Below are 14,507 nucleotides of genomic sequence, written 5' to 3'. Positions count from 1 at the left end.
CGGACTCTAGTTCGCCGCACCTGCCCGTTCTGTACGGATCGACCCGCTCGGCGTGTCCGGATCCGCGGAACTTCGCCGGCCGATCTGTCACCCCGGAGCGATAGGGTCCCCTCCCGTGACCGATCGTGAGACTTTCGCCCCGCTGGTGTTCTTCGAGTACGACCACAAACCTGGCAACTATTGCCTGATGCTCAGCGACAACCACATGGTCGAGGTCGAGGAGGCGTTCGCCGAGCGCGGCTACGAGGGCAACGGCTACGGCTGGGCCGGGGTGGCCCGGACCGCGGTGGAGTCGCGGCTTCCGGAGGCGGCCGCGCGGATCGGTTTCGATCCCGAGGCGGGAATGTTCGTCGCGTACGGCGAGGACGCCGAGGCCCTGCGCCGGCTGGGCTCGATCATGCGCGAGGCCTTCGAGAACCGCTCGACGCTCGACGAGCTGCTCGCGGCGGGCGATCCGGAATGGTTCGACTAGCGCTCGGCACGCCTGTGACCGGTGTCATGTCACAGTCCGGATAGCTGTCTCGTCCTTCCTTGGTTGCAGCACACAGCAGTCGACGACCAAGGAGACGAGCAATGCCCATCGAGATCAGCAACCCCGCGCAACTGCACGACCCCACCGGTTTCGGTTACAGCCATGTGGCCCGGGTGTCCGGTGAACTGATCCTCGTCGCGGGGCAGTACGACTCCGACGGCGAGGGCCACACCACCAGTGATGATTTCGCCGTCCAGGTGGACCGCGCCTTCGCCAACCTCGGCATCGCACTGCGCTCCGCCGGGGTCGACTACGCGCAGGTGGCCCAGCTGCGCACCTTCATAGTCGGCCATGATCCGAGCAAGCTCGAGGTGATCGGCAAGAAGATCGCCGAGATCTGGGGCGAGCGCCCGCCGACCCAGACCCTCACCGGCGTAGCCGCATTGGCGCTGCCGTCGATGCTGTTCGAAGTCGACGCGATCGCGGTTCGAGACTGATCCGCTCGACGCGCCCGAGTGACAGCCGCTCTCTCGCCCGCCGTGCCGCGCACGGCGGGCCGGAGGGGCCGGAATGCGGCTCGGCATCAACTTATTTCGTCGTTGCCGCACGATTCGATCTGCCGCCCTTGGGGATTCGCGATCGGCGTTCCAGGCGCGGGTCCGCCGCGACCTCGTAGCGCTTGACGTATTCACTGAAGAACGCCTGCAGGGTCGCCGTCGCGGGAATCGCCAGCAGCGCCCCGACCGCGCCGAGCAGCGCCGCACCGACGATGACGGACAGCAGGGCGACAGCGGGATTCACGTCCACCGTGCGCGCGGTGATGCGCGGTTGCAGCACGTAGTCCTGAATCCACTGGTAGACCACGACGAAGATCACGATCCACACCGCGTCGATCGGCCGGATCGTCAGCGCCACCAGAATCGGCAGGATTCCGGCGATGTAGGTGCCGATGGTGGGCACGAAGGACGCGACCACGCCGAACCAGATGCCCAGGGCCAGGGAGTTCGGCAGACCGAGCAGGGCAAGGAACGCCCAGTGCGCGATAGCCGAGATGACCGCGAGCAGCGCCCGCGAGTACAGATAGCCGCCGGTCTTGTCGATGGCGAGGTCCCAGGCATGCAGTACCGCACTCTGTTTCGGCGGCGGCAGCAGCGAGCACACCGCGCGCCGCAGTTTCGGCCCGTCCGCGGTCAGGTAGACGCTGAACAATGCGATCGTGAGAAATCGGGCAAGCCCGCCCAGCACCGTGCTCGACAGACCCCAGACATTGTTCGCGGCCCGTTCGGCGTAACCGCTGATGACATCGGAGTCCTTGAAGAGCCGGTCTCTGAGTTGATGCACGGTGAAGTCCTGATGAAATGTGTGGTTCACCCAATCGATCGATCGATCGAGCAATCCGGGCAATTCGTCGAGAATGTGGCCCACCGTCTCGACCAGAAGTACGCCGAGGGTCGCGACGAATCCGGCGGCGCAGGCGAACACGACGACGAATACGATCCCGGTACCGAGCCCCCTCGGCACGCCGCGCGCCGCGAGGCCGTCCACCGCGGGCTCCATCGCCAGCGAGATGAAGAAGGCAACGGTCAGCATGACGGCGATGCCGATCAGTTGGTGCGCGGCCCAGTTGACCAGCTCGAACAGTCCGAGCAGGGCCAATGCCAGGACCATGGCCCGGGGCAGCCAGGCCGGCATCCGCCCGTCCGGGGGCACGTCGGTCAACGACACCGTGTGGTCTGCGTCCGAGCCGGCGTCGCTCTCCTCGGTCTCGCCCGGCTCCGAAGTTCGGTCGGTCACCGCCACAGTCTCGTGCATGCGCCGGGCGAATTCCGGCGCGACGCACCCGGGGTTCACACTTCGAAATCTGGACGGTCGGTTTTATTGAGACGAATCGAGACCGAGAGGCATTCGGAGGGAAAGGTTTTGCCGCGATAGTGTGCAGGGGTGCTTGTCGCCGGACAGACTATGCGGGTGCGGACCAAATTCTCGACCGAGCTCATGGCATTGACCCATGAGCTCGCACATATGGCACGGCTGACCCAAGAGGCAGCCGAGCGGGCCTCGGTGGCCTTGTCCGGCAGCGATCTCACCGCTGCCTACGAGGTTTTCGCGCTCGAGGAGCAGGTACAGGTCAAGCACGCCAAGTGCGAGGACCGCTCGGTCATCCTGCTGGCCCTGGAGGCCCCCGTGGCGCGCGACCTGCGGCACGTGGTCACCGCGATGCAGATCGCGGACGATCTGCTCGGCATCGGCACCGCGCTGAGCCGGGTCGCGGAGGTGGTGGTGCGGCGGTATCCGAAATCGGTCGCCCCGCAACCGATCACGGCGGTGCTGACCGAGATCGCCGATGCTGCCGCCGATCTGGTGGCGAGTGTGGTCGGCGTGATCGCCGCGCAGAACCCGCCCCGCGATCAGACGCTCATCACGCGTGACGACGCCATGGATCGGCTCCGGGCGCAGGTGGTCGACAAGGCCGCCGATCCGGGCTGGGCGCACGGGTCCGCCATGGCCATCGATATCGCCATGCTCGCGCACCACTACGGCCACTGCGCCGATCACTCGGTGCGCATCGGTCAGCTGATCCGCTTCTTCCACAGCGGAATTCCGCTCTACGCGCAAATGGAGGCTTAGCCTCCCGTTTTACGGCCCAGGTCAACGGCACTGTAAGCTGCCCGAATTGCTTCAACGCGAGGTCTTTTCGAGTAGTACCGCACAAAACGGACAGCCGAAAACCGACAAGGGTCGCAAATATGACGAACGCCACCGTTGATGCCCGAGCAAGACCCGTGCGCGTGGAACCCAGCGTGCCCGTAGATATTCCGGTCGCGGAACCCGAAATGTCCCATCGGCAGATTCTGACCATTCTGTCCGGATTGCTCCTGGGCGTATTCCTGGCCGCGCTCGATCAGAACATCGTCAGCGTGGCGATCGTGCGCATCGCCAACAGCTTGCACGGCTTCGACCAACAGGCATGGGCCACTACGGCATACCTGATCACCGCCACCATCAGCACCCCGCTGTACGGGAAGCTGGCCGACATCTACGGTCGCAAACCCTGCTACCTCATCGCCATCGGAGTCTTCGTGCTCGGCTCGGTGGCATGTACCTTCGCCACCTCGATGTACCAGCTCGCGGGCTTCCGCGCGGTGCAGGGGCTCGGCGCGGGTGGGCTGATGTCGCTGGCCTTCACCATCATCGGAGATATCGTCCCGCCCCGTGAAAGGGTCCGCTACCAGGGCTATTTCATGATGGTGTTCGGTATCGCCACCGTGCTGGGCCCGGTGCTGGGCGGCTGGCTCTCGGACGCGGATCACCTCCTGGGCCTGGAGGGCTGGCGCTGGGTGTTCCTGGTGAACATGCCCATCGGCGTACTGGCCATGATCGTGGTCGCCAGGGTGCTGAACGTGCCGTTCGAGCGCCGGGCCCAGCGCACCGACTGGCTCGGCGCGCTCATGCTCACCGCCGGCACGGTGCCGCTGCTCATCATCGCGCAGCAGGGCCGCGAGTGGGGCTGGCAATCGCATCGCGCGCTGCTCTGCTACGGCATCGCCGCGGCCGGACTGCTGCTGTTCCTGGTCGTGGAATTCCTCATGAAGGACGCCGCGCTGATTCCCCTGCGGCTGTTCGGGAGCGGCACCTTCAGCATCGCCATTCTCGGCGGATTCATCGTCGGAATCGCGATGTTCGGCGCTATCGTGCTGGTGCCCTTGTATTTCCAGGTCGTGCGCGGCTATTCACCCACGCGCGCGGGTCTTTTCATGCTGCCGTTGGTAATGGGCATCATGGTCGGCGCGCAATTGGCGGGCCTGGTCACCAAATACACCGGACGCTACAAGTTTCTGCCGGTGCTGGGCTCGCTGATCATCGCGGCCGGCTCGGTGCTTTTCGCGCTGGTGCACTACGACACTCCGCTGTGGCTGCCGCTGCTGTACTGCGGCATCATCGGATTCGGACTCGGCGGCTGCATGCAGACGCTGATCATCGCCGCCCAGACTGCCTGTCCGCGTTCGGATATGGGCGTCTCGACCGCGTCGGCGACCTTCTTCCGGCAGATGGGCGGCACGCTCGGTGTCGCTGTCTTCCTGACCATCCTGTTCAACCTGTTGCCGGACAAGATCATGTCGGCCTTCGGCGGACAGTTGCCGCCGGGTTTCGACGCCGGTCAGATGTCGCAGGTCGAGACGAACACCAGCGGTATCGCGGCACTGCCCGACGAACTGCGGATTCCGATCCTGACCGGATTCACCGACGCCATGAGCGGGGTGTTCTTCGTGGCGGCCGCGGTGGCCGCGGCGGCGGCGCTCGTGCTGGTGTTCATGAAAGAGATTCCACTCCAAGATGTTCCGATGCCGATCCTGGAGGAGCTGGTGGCCGAACCTGTATTCGAACCGGAACCGGAGCCCGAGGTCATCCCGAAGCCGGTCGAGGAGCTGCGCATCGTCAAGCCGTCCGGCCTGTCGGTCTCGGGCAGCGTGCTGCGCGAGGACGGGCACTGGATCGCGGACGCGGTCCTGACCCTGATAGACGAACGGGGACGCCAGGTTTCGCGTGCCATCGGCGAGGCCGACGGCATCTACGCGATCGGCGTGCCCAGGGCCGGTGGCTACGTGCTGATCGTGTCCGCGACGGGCTATCAGCCCACGGCGGTCACCATCACGGTCAGCCACAAGCCGCACGTTCTGGACATCACGCTGGTGGGTTCCGGCGAGGTCTCGGGCATCGTGCGGTCCGCCGTGCGCGGTGCGCCGCTGATGGACGCGACGGTCACGCTCACCGACATGTTCGGCGATGTGGTCGGTTCGGCGGTCACCACCGCCGAGGGCGTGTACACCTGCCACGGCGTGCTGGCGGGCACCTACACCGTGGTCGCGGTCGCGGAACACATGCGTCCGGTCGCCACCACGCTCACCGTGCCGGACAACGGAATGCTGCACCACGACATCGAATTGGCCCCTCGCGCGGTGCTGGCCGGATCCGCGTCCACCGATGCGGGACGCAGTGTGCCCGACGCCCAGATCACCGTCATGGACGAATCGGGCGATCTGATCGCCGTCACCCACACCGACGACACCGGTCGCTATCTGGTGCCGGATCTGGCGGAGGGGCGCTACACGGTGATGGCGCGCGGGTATCCGCCGTCGTTCAGCCGGATCACCGTCGCCGATGGTGAAGTGGCCCATGATGTTCTGCTGAGCTACGAGCGCGCGGACAAGATCTGAGCGCAGTCGCCCGCATCGCCGCCCCATCGGACGGTGATGCGGGCGAGGGTCGTTCGCGGTTTGCGACGGAGTTCTCTCGGCTACGCCGCGCGGGTGAGTTTTCCGCGTTTCCCCGACGATCAGCGGTCGTGCCTGCTACTTTCTGAACTGATCGATCGTCCAGTTGTTTGCTCGGGCAGATCCAGGGGAGACGGCCATGAAGTTCTCGCGCGCACTGATCACCGCCGCCGCGATCGGCGTCCTGCTACCCGCCGGGGCCGCCTCGGCGGATCCGGATCCGGGCACCCCCTCCTACAACGAGTATGTGGCCCTGGGGGATTCGTGGGCCGCGGATGCCACTCTGAGCCAGGTGAGCACCGTCTTCACGCCGTTCAATTGCGTACAGAGCGCGCGCGACTACGCCAAGCAGGTCGCGCGGGCGTTGTCGATTCCGGTCTTTCGCGATGCCACCTGCGGCGGCGCGGAGACCGGGAACATGCTTGCTCCGCAATCGACTCTGCTGGGCAGCAACGCGCCGCAATTCGACAGCCTGACGCCCACCACGGATCTGGTCACCCTCGGAATCGGCGGCAACGACGCGGGATTGGCCGCCACGGTCACCGATTGCGTCACCCTCGACCCGGCGGTGAGTCCCTGTCTCGCCACCAAGGTGGTCGGCGGCGTCGATCGGATGTCGGTGGATATCGCCGCTTCCGAGCCCAAGGTCGTCGCGGCCATCGAGGGTGTGCGGGAGCGGGCCCCGCACGCGCGCATTCTGCTGGTGAACTACTTCGAGGGCATAGGCGTGGACGGCGGCTGCTTCCCGGAGATCCCGATCTCCGACGCCGACGCGATCTGGCTGGGCAGCAAGTTGGTCGAATTGAACGCCATGCTGGCCCGTGCCGCCGAGCGCACCGGCGTGGAACTGATCGACACCTACACCGGCAGTGCCGGTCACGATGCCTGCAAGCCGATCGGCACCCGCTGGGTGGAGGGTCTACTTCCGTACTCCGGCAACCCGATCGGGCTCGCGGTGCCCTTCCATCCCAATCAGCTCGGGGCGGACTACCAGGCCGGACGGGTGCTGCAGGCACTCGGTAGCTGACCCGCACCGCTGTGACCACGGGCACTCTTCCCGCCCGGCCCGCCGATTGAATACAGTACTGTAAAATTCAATGGGAGGCCCCAGTATGGTTCACATTCATCATCGCGGCGAGGCGGCGGTGCCGATCGAGTTCGCGTTCGAGTACATGTCCGACTTCGATCATCTGAAGGACTGGCTGTACGGGCTGCAGAACGCGAAGTTGGTCGGGGACGTGCCACACAAGCAGGTGGGCGCGACCTATGAGGGTGCGGCGCGAATCGGGGCGACGCTCAAAGCGAAGGTGCGGATCACCGAGATCGAGCAGAATCGCTTCCTGGCCACCGAATCGGTGTCGGGGTTCAGCTTTCAGTCGCGGTGGGAGTTCCAGGAGCTCGGACCCGAACGCGGTGCGTTGATCGTGGACGTGGACTACCAGCTGCCCGGTGGTCTGGCGGGGCGTGCGTTGGGCGCCGCTATTGAGCCGTTTGTCGCAATTGCCATACGGCACACCGAATCCAAGCTGCGCCATGCGCTCGAAGAGCGATATCGGATGCGCGACGCGGCGGTTTAATTTTCGGTCCTCGGGCGCGTAAATGCCCGTCCACCAGGCGAAATGCTCATCTCTCGCCGCGACACGCCTGACTCGTCATGTGACGACACGCGGCGCTGGTGCGGTACTCTCTGCGCGCAGCTAACTGGCGGCAACAGAGTTGCGGGGGCGGAAGTGCGCGGTGGAAAGGGAGATTCATGATCGCCCCTTGCCTGAGGCTCGTCGGAGTGGTGTCGGGATGTGTGGCCCTGCTGACCGGTTGTAGCCATTCGGATCGGACCGAGCGTGAGATCACGCCCGCGGATACGGCGGAGATGCAGCGCAGCGCGTTCGTCACCGCCTGCGCGGGCACCTCGTCGGGCTGGCAGGCCACCGCGGTGGTGAGCAATCGCGACGCGGTCGAGCATCGGTACCTCGTGGTGATCAGCTTCATGACTCCGGAATCGACCGTGCTGGAACGCACGCGCACCGAGGTGGTGGTTCCGCCCGGCGCCACCCAGGACTTCACCGCCGAGACCGTGCTGGATCCGGTGGAGCGGCCGCAGTCGGTGCGCTGCGTGCTACGCGGGGTCGAACAGCTCTGACGTCGTGCCCGCGCGGAGTCTGAAGTTGTGCGCGCGAGAGGCCCGAAGTTGCGCGCACGGTCGGGAAGTTGTGCACGCACGGTCGGGAAGTTGTGCGCGCACAGTATCGAGCGCCTACGATCGACTCCGCTGGTCATGCTCATGGCCCGTGCGAAGACCATGCTTGTATTGCTGAACGTTCGCTGACCTGCGCGGCGATAACGGTGCGAAATCTCCGGATGTGGATTTGTCGGTGCCATGGGGCATGCTCTTGGCACGCAAGTGTCCGTCCGTCCGCTCGGAGTATGCAATGTCGTCCCGTACCACCAAGCCACAGCCGTTGTCGGATAACGAAATTCGGCAGATCGCCGCGGAGATCGATGCAGGCCGTCCTCCGATGGTGTGGTTCACGGCGGCGGCGGTCGGCGTGCCGGAGGGCCGTTCCGGAAAGGTGCTCTCACTCGGTGATCCATCCGAGGGAGACTTCCTTCAGGTCAAGCCCGCCGGTTCCAAAGATGTGCTGTCGTTCGGCCCCACCGAGGTAACCCTGACCAAGCCCGCTCGCCAGCCCGCCGCCGGCGCCAAGCAGGCCAGTGCAAATCCAAGATCGGCAACCAGGAAGGACTCCACAGTGACGATGCCGTCGCCCGTGTCGGCCGTTCAGCCGAGCGCTCCGATCACGCCGCCCGCACCGCTCGAGGGTGCGGCCGCGGATCGGAAACCCGAAGCGCCGCAGGCGTCTACGGGCAGCACCACTCCCGCCGAGGCGGCCGCACCGGCCAAGCCGGCTTCCGCGTCCAAGCCTGCCCGCAATGCCGCCAACGCGGCGGCCGCGCGCAAGCCGAAGGCCGCGGAGGTCACCGTCACGCTGAGCGGCACCGCCGATGGCGAGTGGACGATGGATCTCGTCAACGGCAAGAAGCGGACCATCAAGGGGCTGTCCATTCCGGGCTCCGTGGTGTCCCAGGCCGCCAAGCTGCTGCACCCCGAGGCCGCCGAGGTGGTCGACGGAGTGCTGGAGGCCGTCCGGCTCACCCAGCGCGCCAAAGTCGAACAGCTGCAGGCGGAATTGGAGAACGCCCGCCGTCTGCTCGACGAGCTGGCGGGCTAGTTCGCCACTCGACTCCGGTCGAGGAATATCAAGGCCCGCGCGGACTTCGAAGTCGCGCGGGCCTTCTCGTGCCTGCTCAGACCGCGGACTCCCGGTGCCAGGTACGCGGTCCGGCCTCGGGATGCGAGCGCCCCGGATGCGAACGCCGCAGATCGTCGTGGAACACGTACCCGAGCGAGAATTCCTTGGCGTGGTACATGGCCGAATCCGCTTCTCGCAGTAACTCGTACACCGTGGTCTCCGCACCGCGCGGCCCGCTGCACGCGATACCGATGCTGGCCGCGATGCGCACCTCGGCCGCACTGAGTTCGAACGGTTCGCCCATGGTGGCCAGCAGGCGTTCGGCCAGCAGCGTCGCCTGCTGCCGGGCCAGCGGGGCGAGCACGACGAATTCGTCGCCGCCGTAGCGCGCGGCCGCGTCGTCGCGGCGGATGATGCGTCGAATTCTGGCCGCCGCGTTGGCGATCAGCTCGTCGCCGACCGCGTGACCGTAGTTGTCGTTGACCCGTTTGAAGCCGTCCAGGTCGATGAACAGCAGCGCCATCGGCTGTCCGGCCCAGCGGTCCCGATTACGATGCAGCGCCCGCAGCAATGCGGCGCGGTTCAGCAGTCCGGTCAACATGTCGTGGTCTGCCTGGTACTGCGCGCGGCGTTCGCTACGGGCGCTGCGTTCGATGGCTCGTTCGCTGCGTAGGAGGACCCCGCCTAGTAGTAGGGCGAACAGCGAGGACACCACGATGCGATCCACGGTGTCGAGGCTGGAGCCGACCACCGGCACCAGGGCGGCCACGATCATCACGATGGCGATGATGCTGGCCCGCTGGCGCGATCGATGCGCGTGGATCTCGCGTGGCCCGCCCAGTTCGACCATGGTGGGATGCAGCGCCGCGGCGCCGACCAGTGTGTACGCCAGTTGCAACGGCATGAGCTGCATCTGGCGGCCCAGTTCGGCCGAGCCCGCGGTCTCCAGGTTGTAGCCGATGTCGCCGGCCAGGATCACCAGCATGGCCACGTACACCAGCCGCAGCGAGGGCGCGGAGCGTGCGGAGGTGACCACCGAGTGCGCGATCACCGTCAACAGCAGCGCGTCCACGATCGGGTAGGTCACGGCCGTGATGGTCGTGAAGCTGAGCCCGCCCGAGCGATGCAGGATCGGCGAGATGAGGAAGGTCCAGGACAGCAGCAGCGCGCCAAGCCCGATAAGTCCGGAATCGAGGAGGAGATCGTGGTCGGTGCTGTTCTGTCTCGGTCTGAGCCACAGCACGGCGGCCGCGCCGATGCAGCAGTAGCCGCCGAGGGTGAACAGATCGTCGAACGGATGGCTGTGCCAGTCGGTGACCGCGCGCAAGGTGGTGCCGATGGTGAACTGCACCGCCGAGGCGGAGAGCAGGTACCAGGGGAGCGGATACCGGGGTTCGTACCGGCGCACGCCCAGCCCGATCATGACCAGGCTGATGGTGACCGAACCGAAGAGCGCCGCCAGCGCCAGCGGACGCGAGTCGACAACGAGCGGCAGTGCGAGAATCAGCAGGCCGCACAGCGTCAACATGGTTTGCATACAGATCTTGAAACGCCCCACGGACCACATGGCCGGCTCTGTTTCTCGTACCACCAGCCCCCCTTGTCCGCGTCGCAGGGAGATCAGCCGGTCCTGGAGTCCGACCCGGCAGTTCTCCGCATCCTCTTTCACGGGTCCCCGACCGCCGGCGCTCGAAGGGCACTCGAGCAAATCCTCCTGCGCAAGGCCTGGTGCTTGCCGCAAGGCTCTGTCTGTAAGGACACCGGTAACCGCGAACCGAGTGTTGCTGTACGAGCATAAGTCCCAGTCGAACGGCGAACTACGCTGCCATCGATGAACTGGGCAATCGAGTCGATCATGGCATGAAATGCCGCGCTTCGTAGCGGAGTTCGGCGAACCCGCAGGATCGCGAAACGAGAGACTCGATATGCTCGCTCCGAATCGAACCGTACGGCCTGCACGACCTTCCCGACAGGAGTTCGCGGTGGACTGGACAGTGGGACGGTGGCTCGCGCCGGGACGGGTGAACCTGATCGGCGAGCACACCGACTACAACGACGGCTTCGTGCTGCCGATGGCACTGCCACTGGGCGTGACCTGCACCGCGGGTATCCGCACCGATGGTGCGGTGCGGGTGAGCTCGGTCCAGGCGCCGTGCGACGAGGTCGAGACGACGATGACCGGCCTCGGCTCCGGAGGGTGGTCCGAATTGCCCACCTGGGCGCACTATCCGCTCGGGGTGATCCGCGAATTCGAACGCCGCGGGTACGAGCTGCCCGGGGTGGAACTCGCGCTGGACGGAACGGTGCCGCTCGGCGCGGGACTGTCCTCCTCGGCGGCGCTCTCGTGTTCGGTGGCGATCGCGCTGCGAGATCTGTACGCGCCCAGCGTGTCCGATGCCGAGATCATCGATATCGCGCGGACCGCCGAGAACGTCTACGTCGGTGTGCCCACCGGCGTGCTGGATCAGTCCGCCTCCATCCTGTGCACCGAGGGGCATCTGCTGTTCCTGGATGTGCGCACCGGGGCGACCGAGCAGATTCCCTTCGACCTGAATCGATTCGGGCTCGCGCTGCTGGTGTTCGACACCGGCAGCCCGCACCGGCTGGTCGAGGGGGAGTACTCGACGCGGCGGGCCGAATGTGCCGCCGCGGCGGAAGCACTGGGGGTGCCGTTCCTGCGGGACGTGCGTGATTCCGCCGATGTGGAGCGGCTCGGCGATCCGCTGCTGCGTCGCCGCGCGCGCCATGTGGTCAGCGAGGACTTCCGGGTGCTGCTGGTTGCCGAAGAATTGCGTGAGGGCGCGGACCCGCGCTCGATCGGGCCGACGCTCACCGCCGGACACATCTCTCTCCGTGACGATTACGAGGTGTCGGCGCCGGAATTGGACACCGCGGTGGACGCCGCACTGGCCGCCGGCGCGTACGGGAGCCGGATGGTCGGCGGGGGATTCGGCGGCAGCGTGATCGCTCTCGTGGATGTCGACCAGGTCGCCACCGTGACGGATGCGGTACGAGAAGCGTTCGCCCGCAGCGGTTTCGACGCGCCCCGTGATTTCGTGGTGACCCCCTCGGCGGGAGCGCATCGGCTGGATTAGCCGACGCTCCGGCGTGCCGCGGACTAATCTGGACTCGCAACGATCCACTCGCGCACAGGGAACGAGCGAGGGCACATGGTGAGTCTGTACGAATTCGCCGGCGGTGACGAAGCACTGCACCGCCTGGAGCAACTCTTCTACGACAAAGCCCTGGCCGATCCCGTCCTGCGAGAACTGTTTCCGGAGCGAAGGCCGGACCACGTCGAACACCTGACCTGGTTCACCGCCGAATCCTTCGGTGGCCCAGCGCGTTTCACCGAGAATCTGGGTTTCGCCCACATCATCGACGTGCATCGCGGGTTGCGGATCACCGACGAGCAGCGGCAGCGCTTCGTCGATGTGTACCTGGCCACGCTGGACGAGGCAGGTCTCGGACAGGACGAGAAATTCCGCGAGGCGTTCGCTCAGCACGTCGAGTTCGGTGCGCAGGTCGCGCAGCAGAACTCGCATGCCGACACCGACGAGCAACTACATCCGCTGCGGTCTGTTCCGCACTGGACCTGGTAGTCGACGGACACGTTCGCGGATCGCTACGCGCATCCCGGACGCCAGCGAACGCGCGGCTAGTATCGCCTCTCACAGTCGTGCCTCGCGTCAGCTCATGATCGCCGCCGACTTCGCGCGCATGCCGGATTTCGTTCTTTCGACAGGAGAGCTCGTATGCCGTTCGACGCCAACGTGCCGGACACGGTGAGTGCCCTGAGCGCCACCGTGCCGGCCGCGGCGCAGACGCTGCGGCTCGATGCCGATCCGATCGACTACGCGCTGGTAGCACTGTATTTCGTGTTCGTGCTGGGTATCGGCCTGCTGGCCCGTCGGCGGATCTCCTCCAGCCTCGACTTCTTCCTGTCCGGGCGCTCGCTGCCCGCGTGGGTGACCGGGCTGGCGTTCATCTCCGCCAATCTCGGTGCGGTCGAAGTCATGGGAATGTCCGCCAACGGCGCGCAATACGGCATGCCGACCATGCACTACTTCTGGATCGGCGCGGTTCCGGCCATGCTGTTCCTGGGCATCGTGATGATGCCGTTCTACTACGGCTCCAAGGTGCGCAGCGTACCGGAGTTCATGCTGCGCCGCTTCGGCCCGGGCGCGCACCTGGTGAACGCGTTGAGCTTCGCGGTGGCGCAGGTATTGATCGCGGGGGTCAACCTGTACCTGCTCGGCACCATCGTGAACGTGCTGCTGGGCTGGCCGCTGTGGGTGTCGGTGCTCGCGGCGGCGGCGGTCGTGCTGTCGTACATCACGCTGGGTGGTTTGTCAGCGGCCATTTACAACGAAGTTCTGCAGTTCTTCGTCATCGTGGCGGCGCTGCTGCCGCTCACCATCGTCGGGCTGCACAAGGTCGGCGGGTGGGAGGGGCTGCGCGGCAGGGTGATCGAGGGGCCCGGCGGGCAGGCGCAACTGCATGCGTGGCCCGGGAACGAACTGACCGGATTCACCGACAACTTCCTGTCCGTCATCGGCCTGGTGTTCGGGCTCGGGTTCGTGCTGTCCTTCGGTTACTGGACAACGAATTTCGTCGAGGTGCAGCGCGCGCTGGCCACCCACTCCATCTCCGCCGCGCGGAGCACCCCCATCGTCGGCGCGTTCCCGAAGATGTTCATTCCGTTCATCGTGGTGATCCCCGGCATGATCAGCGCCGTTCTGGTGCCGCAGATCGCCGACTTCAAGACTCACCTGGCGGCGGATCCGGACTACAAGGGTGACGTCACCTACAACCAGGCCCTGCTGTACCTGATGAAAGACGTGCTCCCCAACGGTCTGCTCGGGGTCGGGCTGGCCGGGCTGCTGGCCGCGTTCATGGCGGGTATGGCCGCGAACGTCTCGGCCTTCAACACCGTCTTCAGCTACGACCTGTGGCAGCGGTACGCGGTCAAGGACCGCCCCGATCACTACTACCTCAGGGTCGGCCGCCTCGCCACCGTCGGCGCGACCGCCGCGGCCGTCGGAACCGCTTTCATCGCAGGCAATTTCGCCAACATGATGGACTACCTGCAAACCCTCTTCAGCTTCTTCAACGCACCGCTGTTCGCGACCTTCATCCTCGGTATGTTCTGGAAGCGCATGACGCCCGCCGCGGGGTGGATCGGGCTGGTGTCCGGAACCGCTACCGCCATAACAGTTTTCGCCCTGAGCAAGGCGCACGTCTTCGAGCTGTCCGGCCAGGGCGTGAGTTTCGTCGCCGCGGGCGCCGCCTTCGTCGTCGACATCGCGATCAGCGTTCTCGTCAGCGGCTACACCCGCCCCAGACCGGCCGCCGAACTCGTCGGCCTGGTCTACTCCGAAACCCCCGCGGAACTACGTACCGACCCCGACGCGGACGCCCTGCCCTGGTACCGGCGCCCCGCCCCCCTCGCGGGCATAGCCCTCGTCTTGGTCATCGCCCTCAATATCTTCATCGGATAAGAAAGGCGCA

13 protein-coding genes are annotated in these 14,507 nt (G+C 66.0%); 11 read left to right on the top strand and 2 right to left on the bottom strand.

Annotation, left to right across the window (positions count from 1 at the left end):
* Nucleotides 1-115 precede the first annotated feature (115 nt).
* The gene (locus tag NJ1_RS04305) at nucleotides 116-472 is read left to right on the top strand and encodes an immunity 51 family protein (RefSeq protein ID WP_067687656.1); all 357 of its coding nucleotides are present in this window, start codon (nucleotides 116-118) and stop codon (nucleotides 470-472) included.
* Between the two features lie 101 nt (nucleotides 473-573).
* Complete coding sequence (locus tag NJ1_RS04300) at nucleotides 574-969, top strand: RidA family protein (RefSeq protein WP_067687654.1); 396 nt, start codon at nucleotides 574-576, stop codon at nucleotides 967-969.
* A 91-nt stretch (nucleotides 970-1,060) separates the two neighbouring features.
* Here NJ1_RS04300 and NJ1_RS04295 read toward each other — a convergent pair whose 3' ends face one another.
* Nucleotides 1,061-2,266, bottom strand: coding sequence for an AI-2E family transporter (locus tag NJ1_RS04295; RefSeq protein WP_245717206.1), 1,206 nt, complete (start codon nucleotides 2,264-2,266; stop codon nucleotides 1,061-1,063).
* Between the two features lie 174 nt (nucleotides 2,267-2,440).
* Between NJ1_RS04295 and NJ1_RS04290 the strand changes: the two genes are divergently transcribed.
* The 6 genes from NJ1_RS04290 to NJ1_RS04265 all read left to right on the top strand — a co-directional run bounded on the left by NJ1_RS04290 (nucleotide 2,441) and on the right by NJ1_RS04265 (nucleotide 8,975).
* Nucleotides 2,441-3,100 (top strand): phosphate signaling complex PhoU family protein, encoded by a 660-nt coding sequence (locus NJ1_RS04290; RefSeq protein ID WP_169813082.1) that lies wholly within the window; start codon nucleotides 2,441-2,443, stop codon nucleotides 3,098-3,100.
* Between the two features lie 119 nt (nucleotides 3,101-3,219).
* Nucleotides 3,220-5,688, top strand: a complete 2,469-nt coding sequence (locus NJ1_RS04285) for an MFS transporter (RefSeq protein WP_084477730.1) — start codon at nucleotides 3,220-3,222, stop codon at nucleotides 5,686-5,688.
* Nucleotides 5,689-5,884: 196 nt separating this feature from the next.
* Complete coding sequence (locus NJ1_RS04280; protein WP_067687650.1) at nucleotides 5,885-6,772, top strand: SGNH/GDSL hydrolase family protein; 888 nt, start codon at nucleotides 5,885-5,887, stop codon at nucleotides 6,770-6,772.
* 85 nt (nucleotides 6,773-6,857) lie between these two features.
* Nucleotides 6,858-7,322 (top strand): SRPBCC family protein, encoded by a 465-nt coding sequence (locus NJ1_RS04275; protein WP_067687649.1) that lies wholly within the window; start codon nucleotides 6,858-6,860, stop codon nucleotides 7,320-7,322.
* A 176-nt stretch (nucleotides 7,323-7,498) separates the two neighbouring features.
* Nucleotides 7,499-7,885, top strand: a complete 387-nt coding sequence (locus NJ1_RS04270) for a hypothetical protein (protein ID WP_157573742.1) — start codon at nucleotides 7,499-7,501, stop codon at nucleotides 7,883-7,885.
* 376 nt (nucleotides 7,886-8,261) lie between these two features.
* Nucleotides 8,262-8,975, top strand: a complete 714-nt coding sequence (locus NJ1_RS04265) for a DUF6319 family protein (RefSeq protein ID WP_245717205.1) — start codon at nucleotides 8,262-8,264, stop codon at nucleotides 8,973-8,975.
* A gap of 76 nt (nucleotides 8,976-9,051) precedes the next feature.
* On the opposite strand, the gene NJ1_RS04260 is transcribed toward NJ1_RS04265, so the two are convergent.
* On the bottom strand, nucleotides 9,052-10,533 hold the full coding sequence (locus tag NJ1_RS04260; protein ID WP_245717204.1) for a GGDEF domain-containing protein: 1,482 nt from the start codon (nucleotides 10,531-10,533) through the stop codon (nucleotides 9,052-9,054).
* A gap of 445 nt (nucleotides 10,534-10,978) precedes the next feature.
* On the opposite strand from NJ1_RS04260, the gene galK reads away from it, so the two are divergent.
* From galK to NJ1_RS04245, 3 genes are all read left to right on the top strand, one after another.
* The gene (galK, locus tag NJ1_RS04255) at nucleotides 10,979-12,091 is read left to right on the top strand and encodes a galactokinase (protein ID WP_245717203.1); all 1,113 of its coding nucleotides are present in this window, start codon (nucleotides 10,979-10,981) and stop codon (nucleotides 12,089-12,091) included.
* Between the two features lie 75 nt (nucleotides 12,092-12,166).
* Nucleotides 12,167-12,598: a group II truncated hemoglobin gene (locus NJ1_RS04250; RefSeq protein WP_067687642.1), complete on the top strand. Its 432-nt coding sequence runs from the start codon at nucleotides 12,167-12,169 to the stop codon at nucleotides 12,596-12,598.
* A gap of 153 nt (nucleotides 12,599-12,751) precedes the next feature.
* Nucleotides 12,752-14,497, top strand: coding sequence for a sodium:solute symporter family protein (locus NJ1_RS04245; RefSeq protein ID WP_084477728.1), 1,746 nt, complete (start codon nucleotides 12,752-12,754; stop codon nucleotides 14,495-14,497).
* The last annotated feature ends 10 nt before the right edge of the window (nucleotides 14,498-14,507 follow it).

Origin of the sequence: Nocardia jejuensis NBRC 103114 (assembly GCF_001613145.1) — a bacterium.
In the GTDB taxonomy this organism is placed as follows: domain Bacteria; phylum Actinomycetota; class Actinomycetes; order Mycobacteriales; family Mycobacteriaceae; genus Nocardia; species Nocardia jejuensis.
This window is presented reverse-complemented; position numbering and strand designations above follow the sequence as displayed.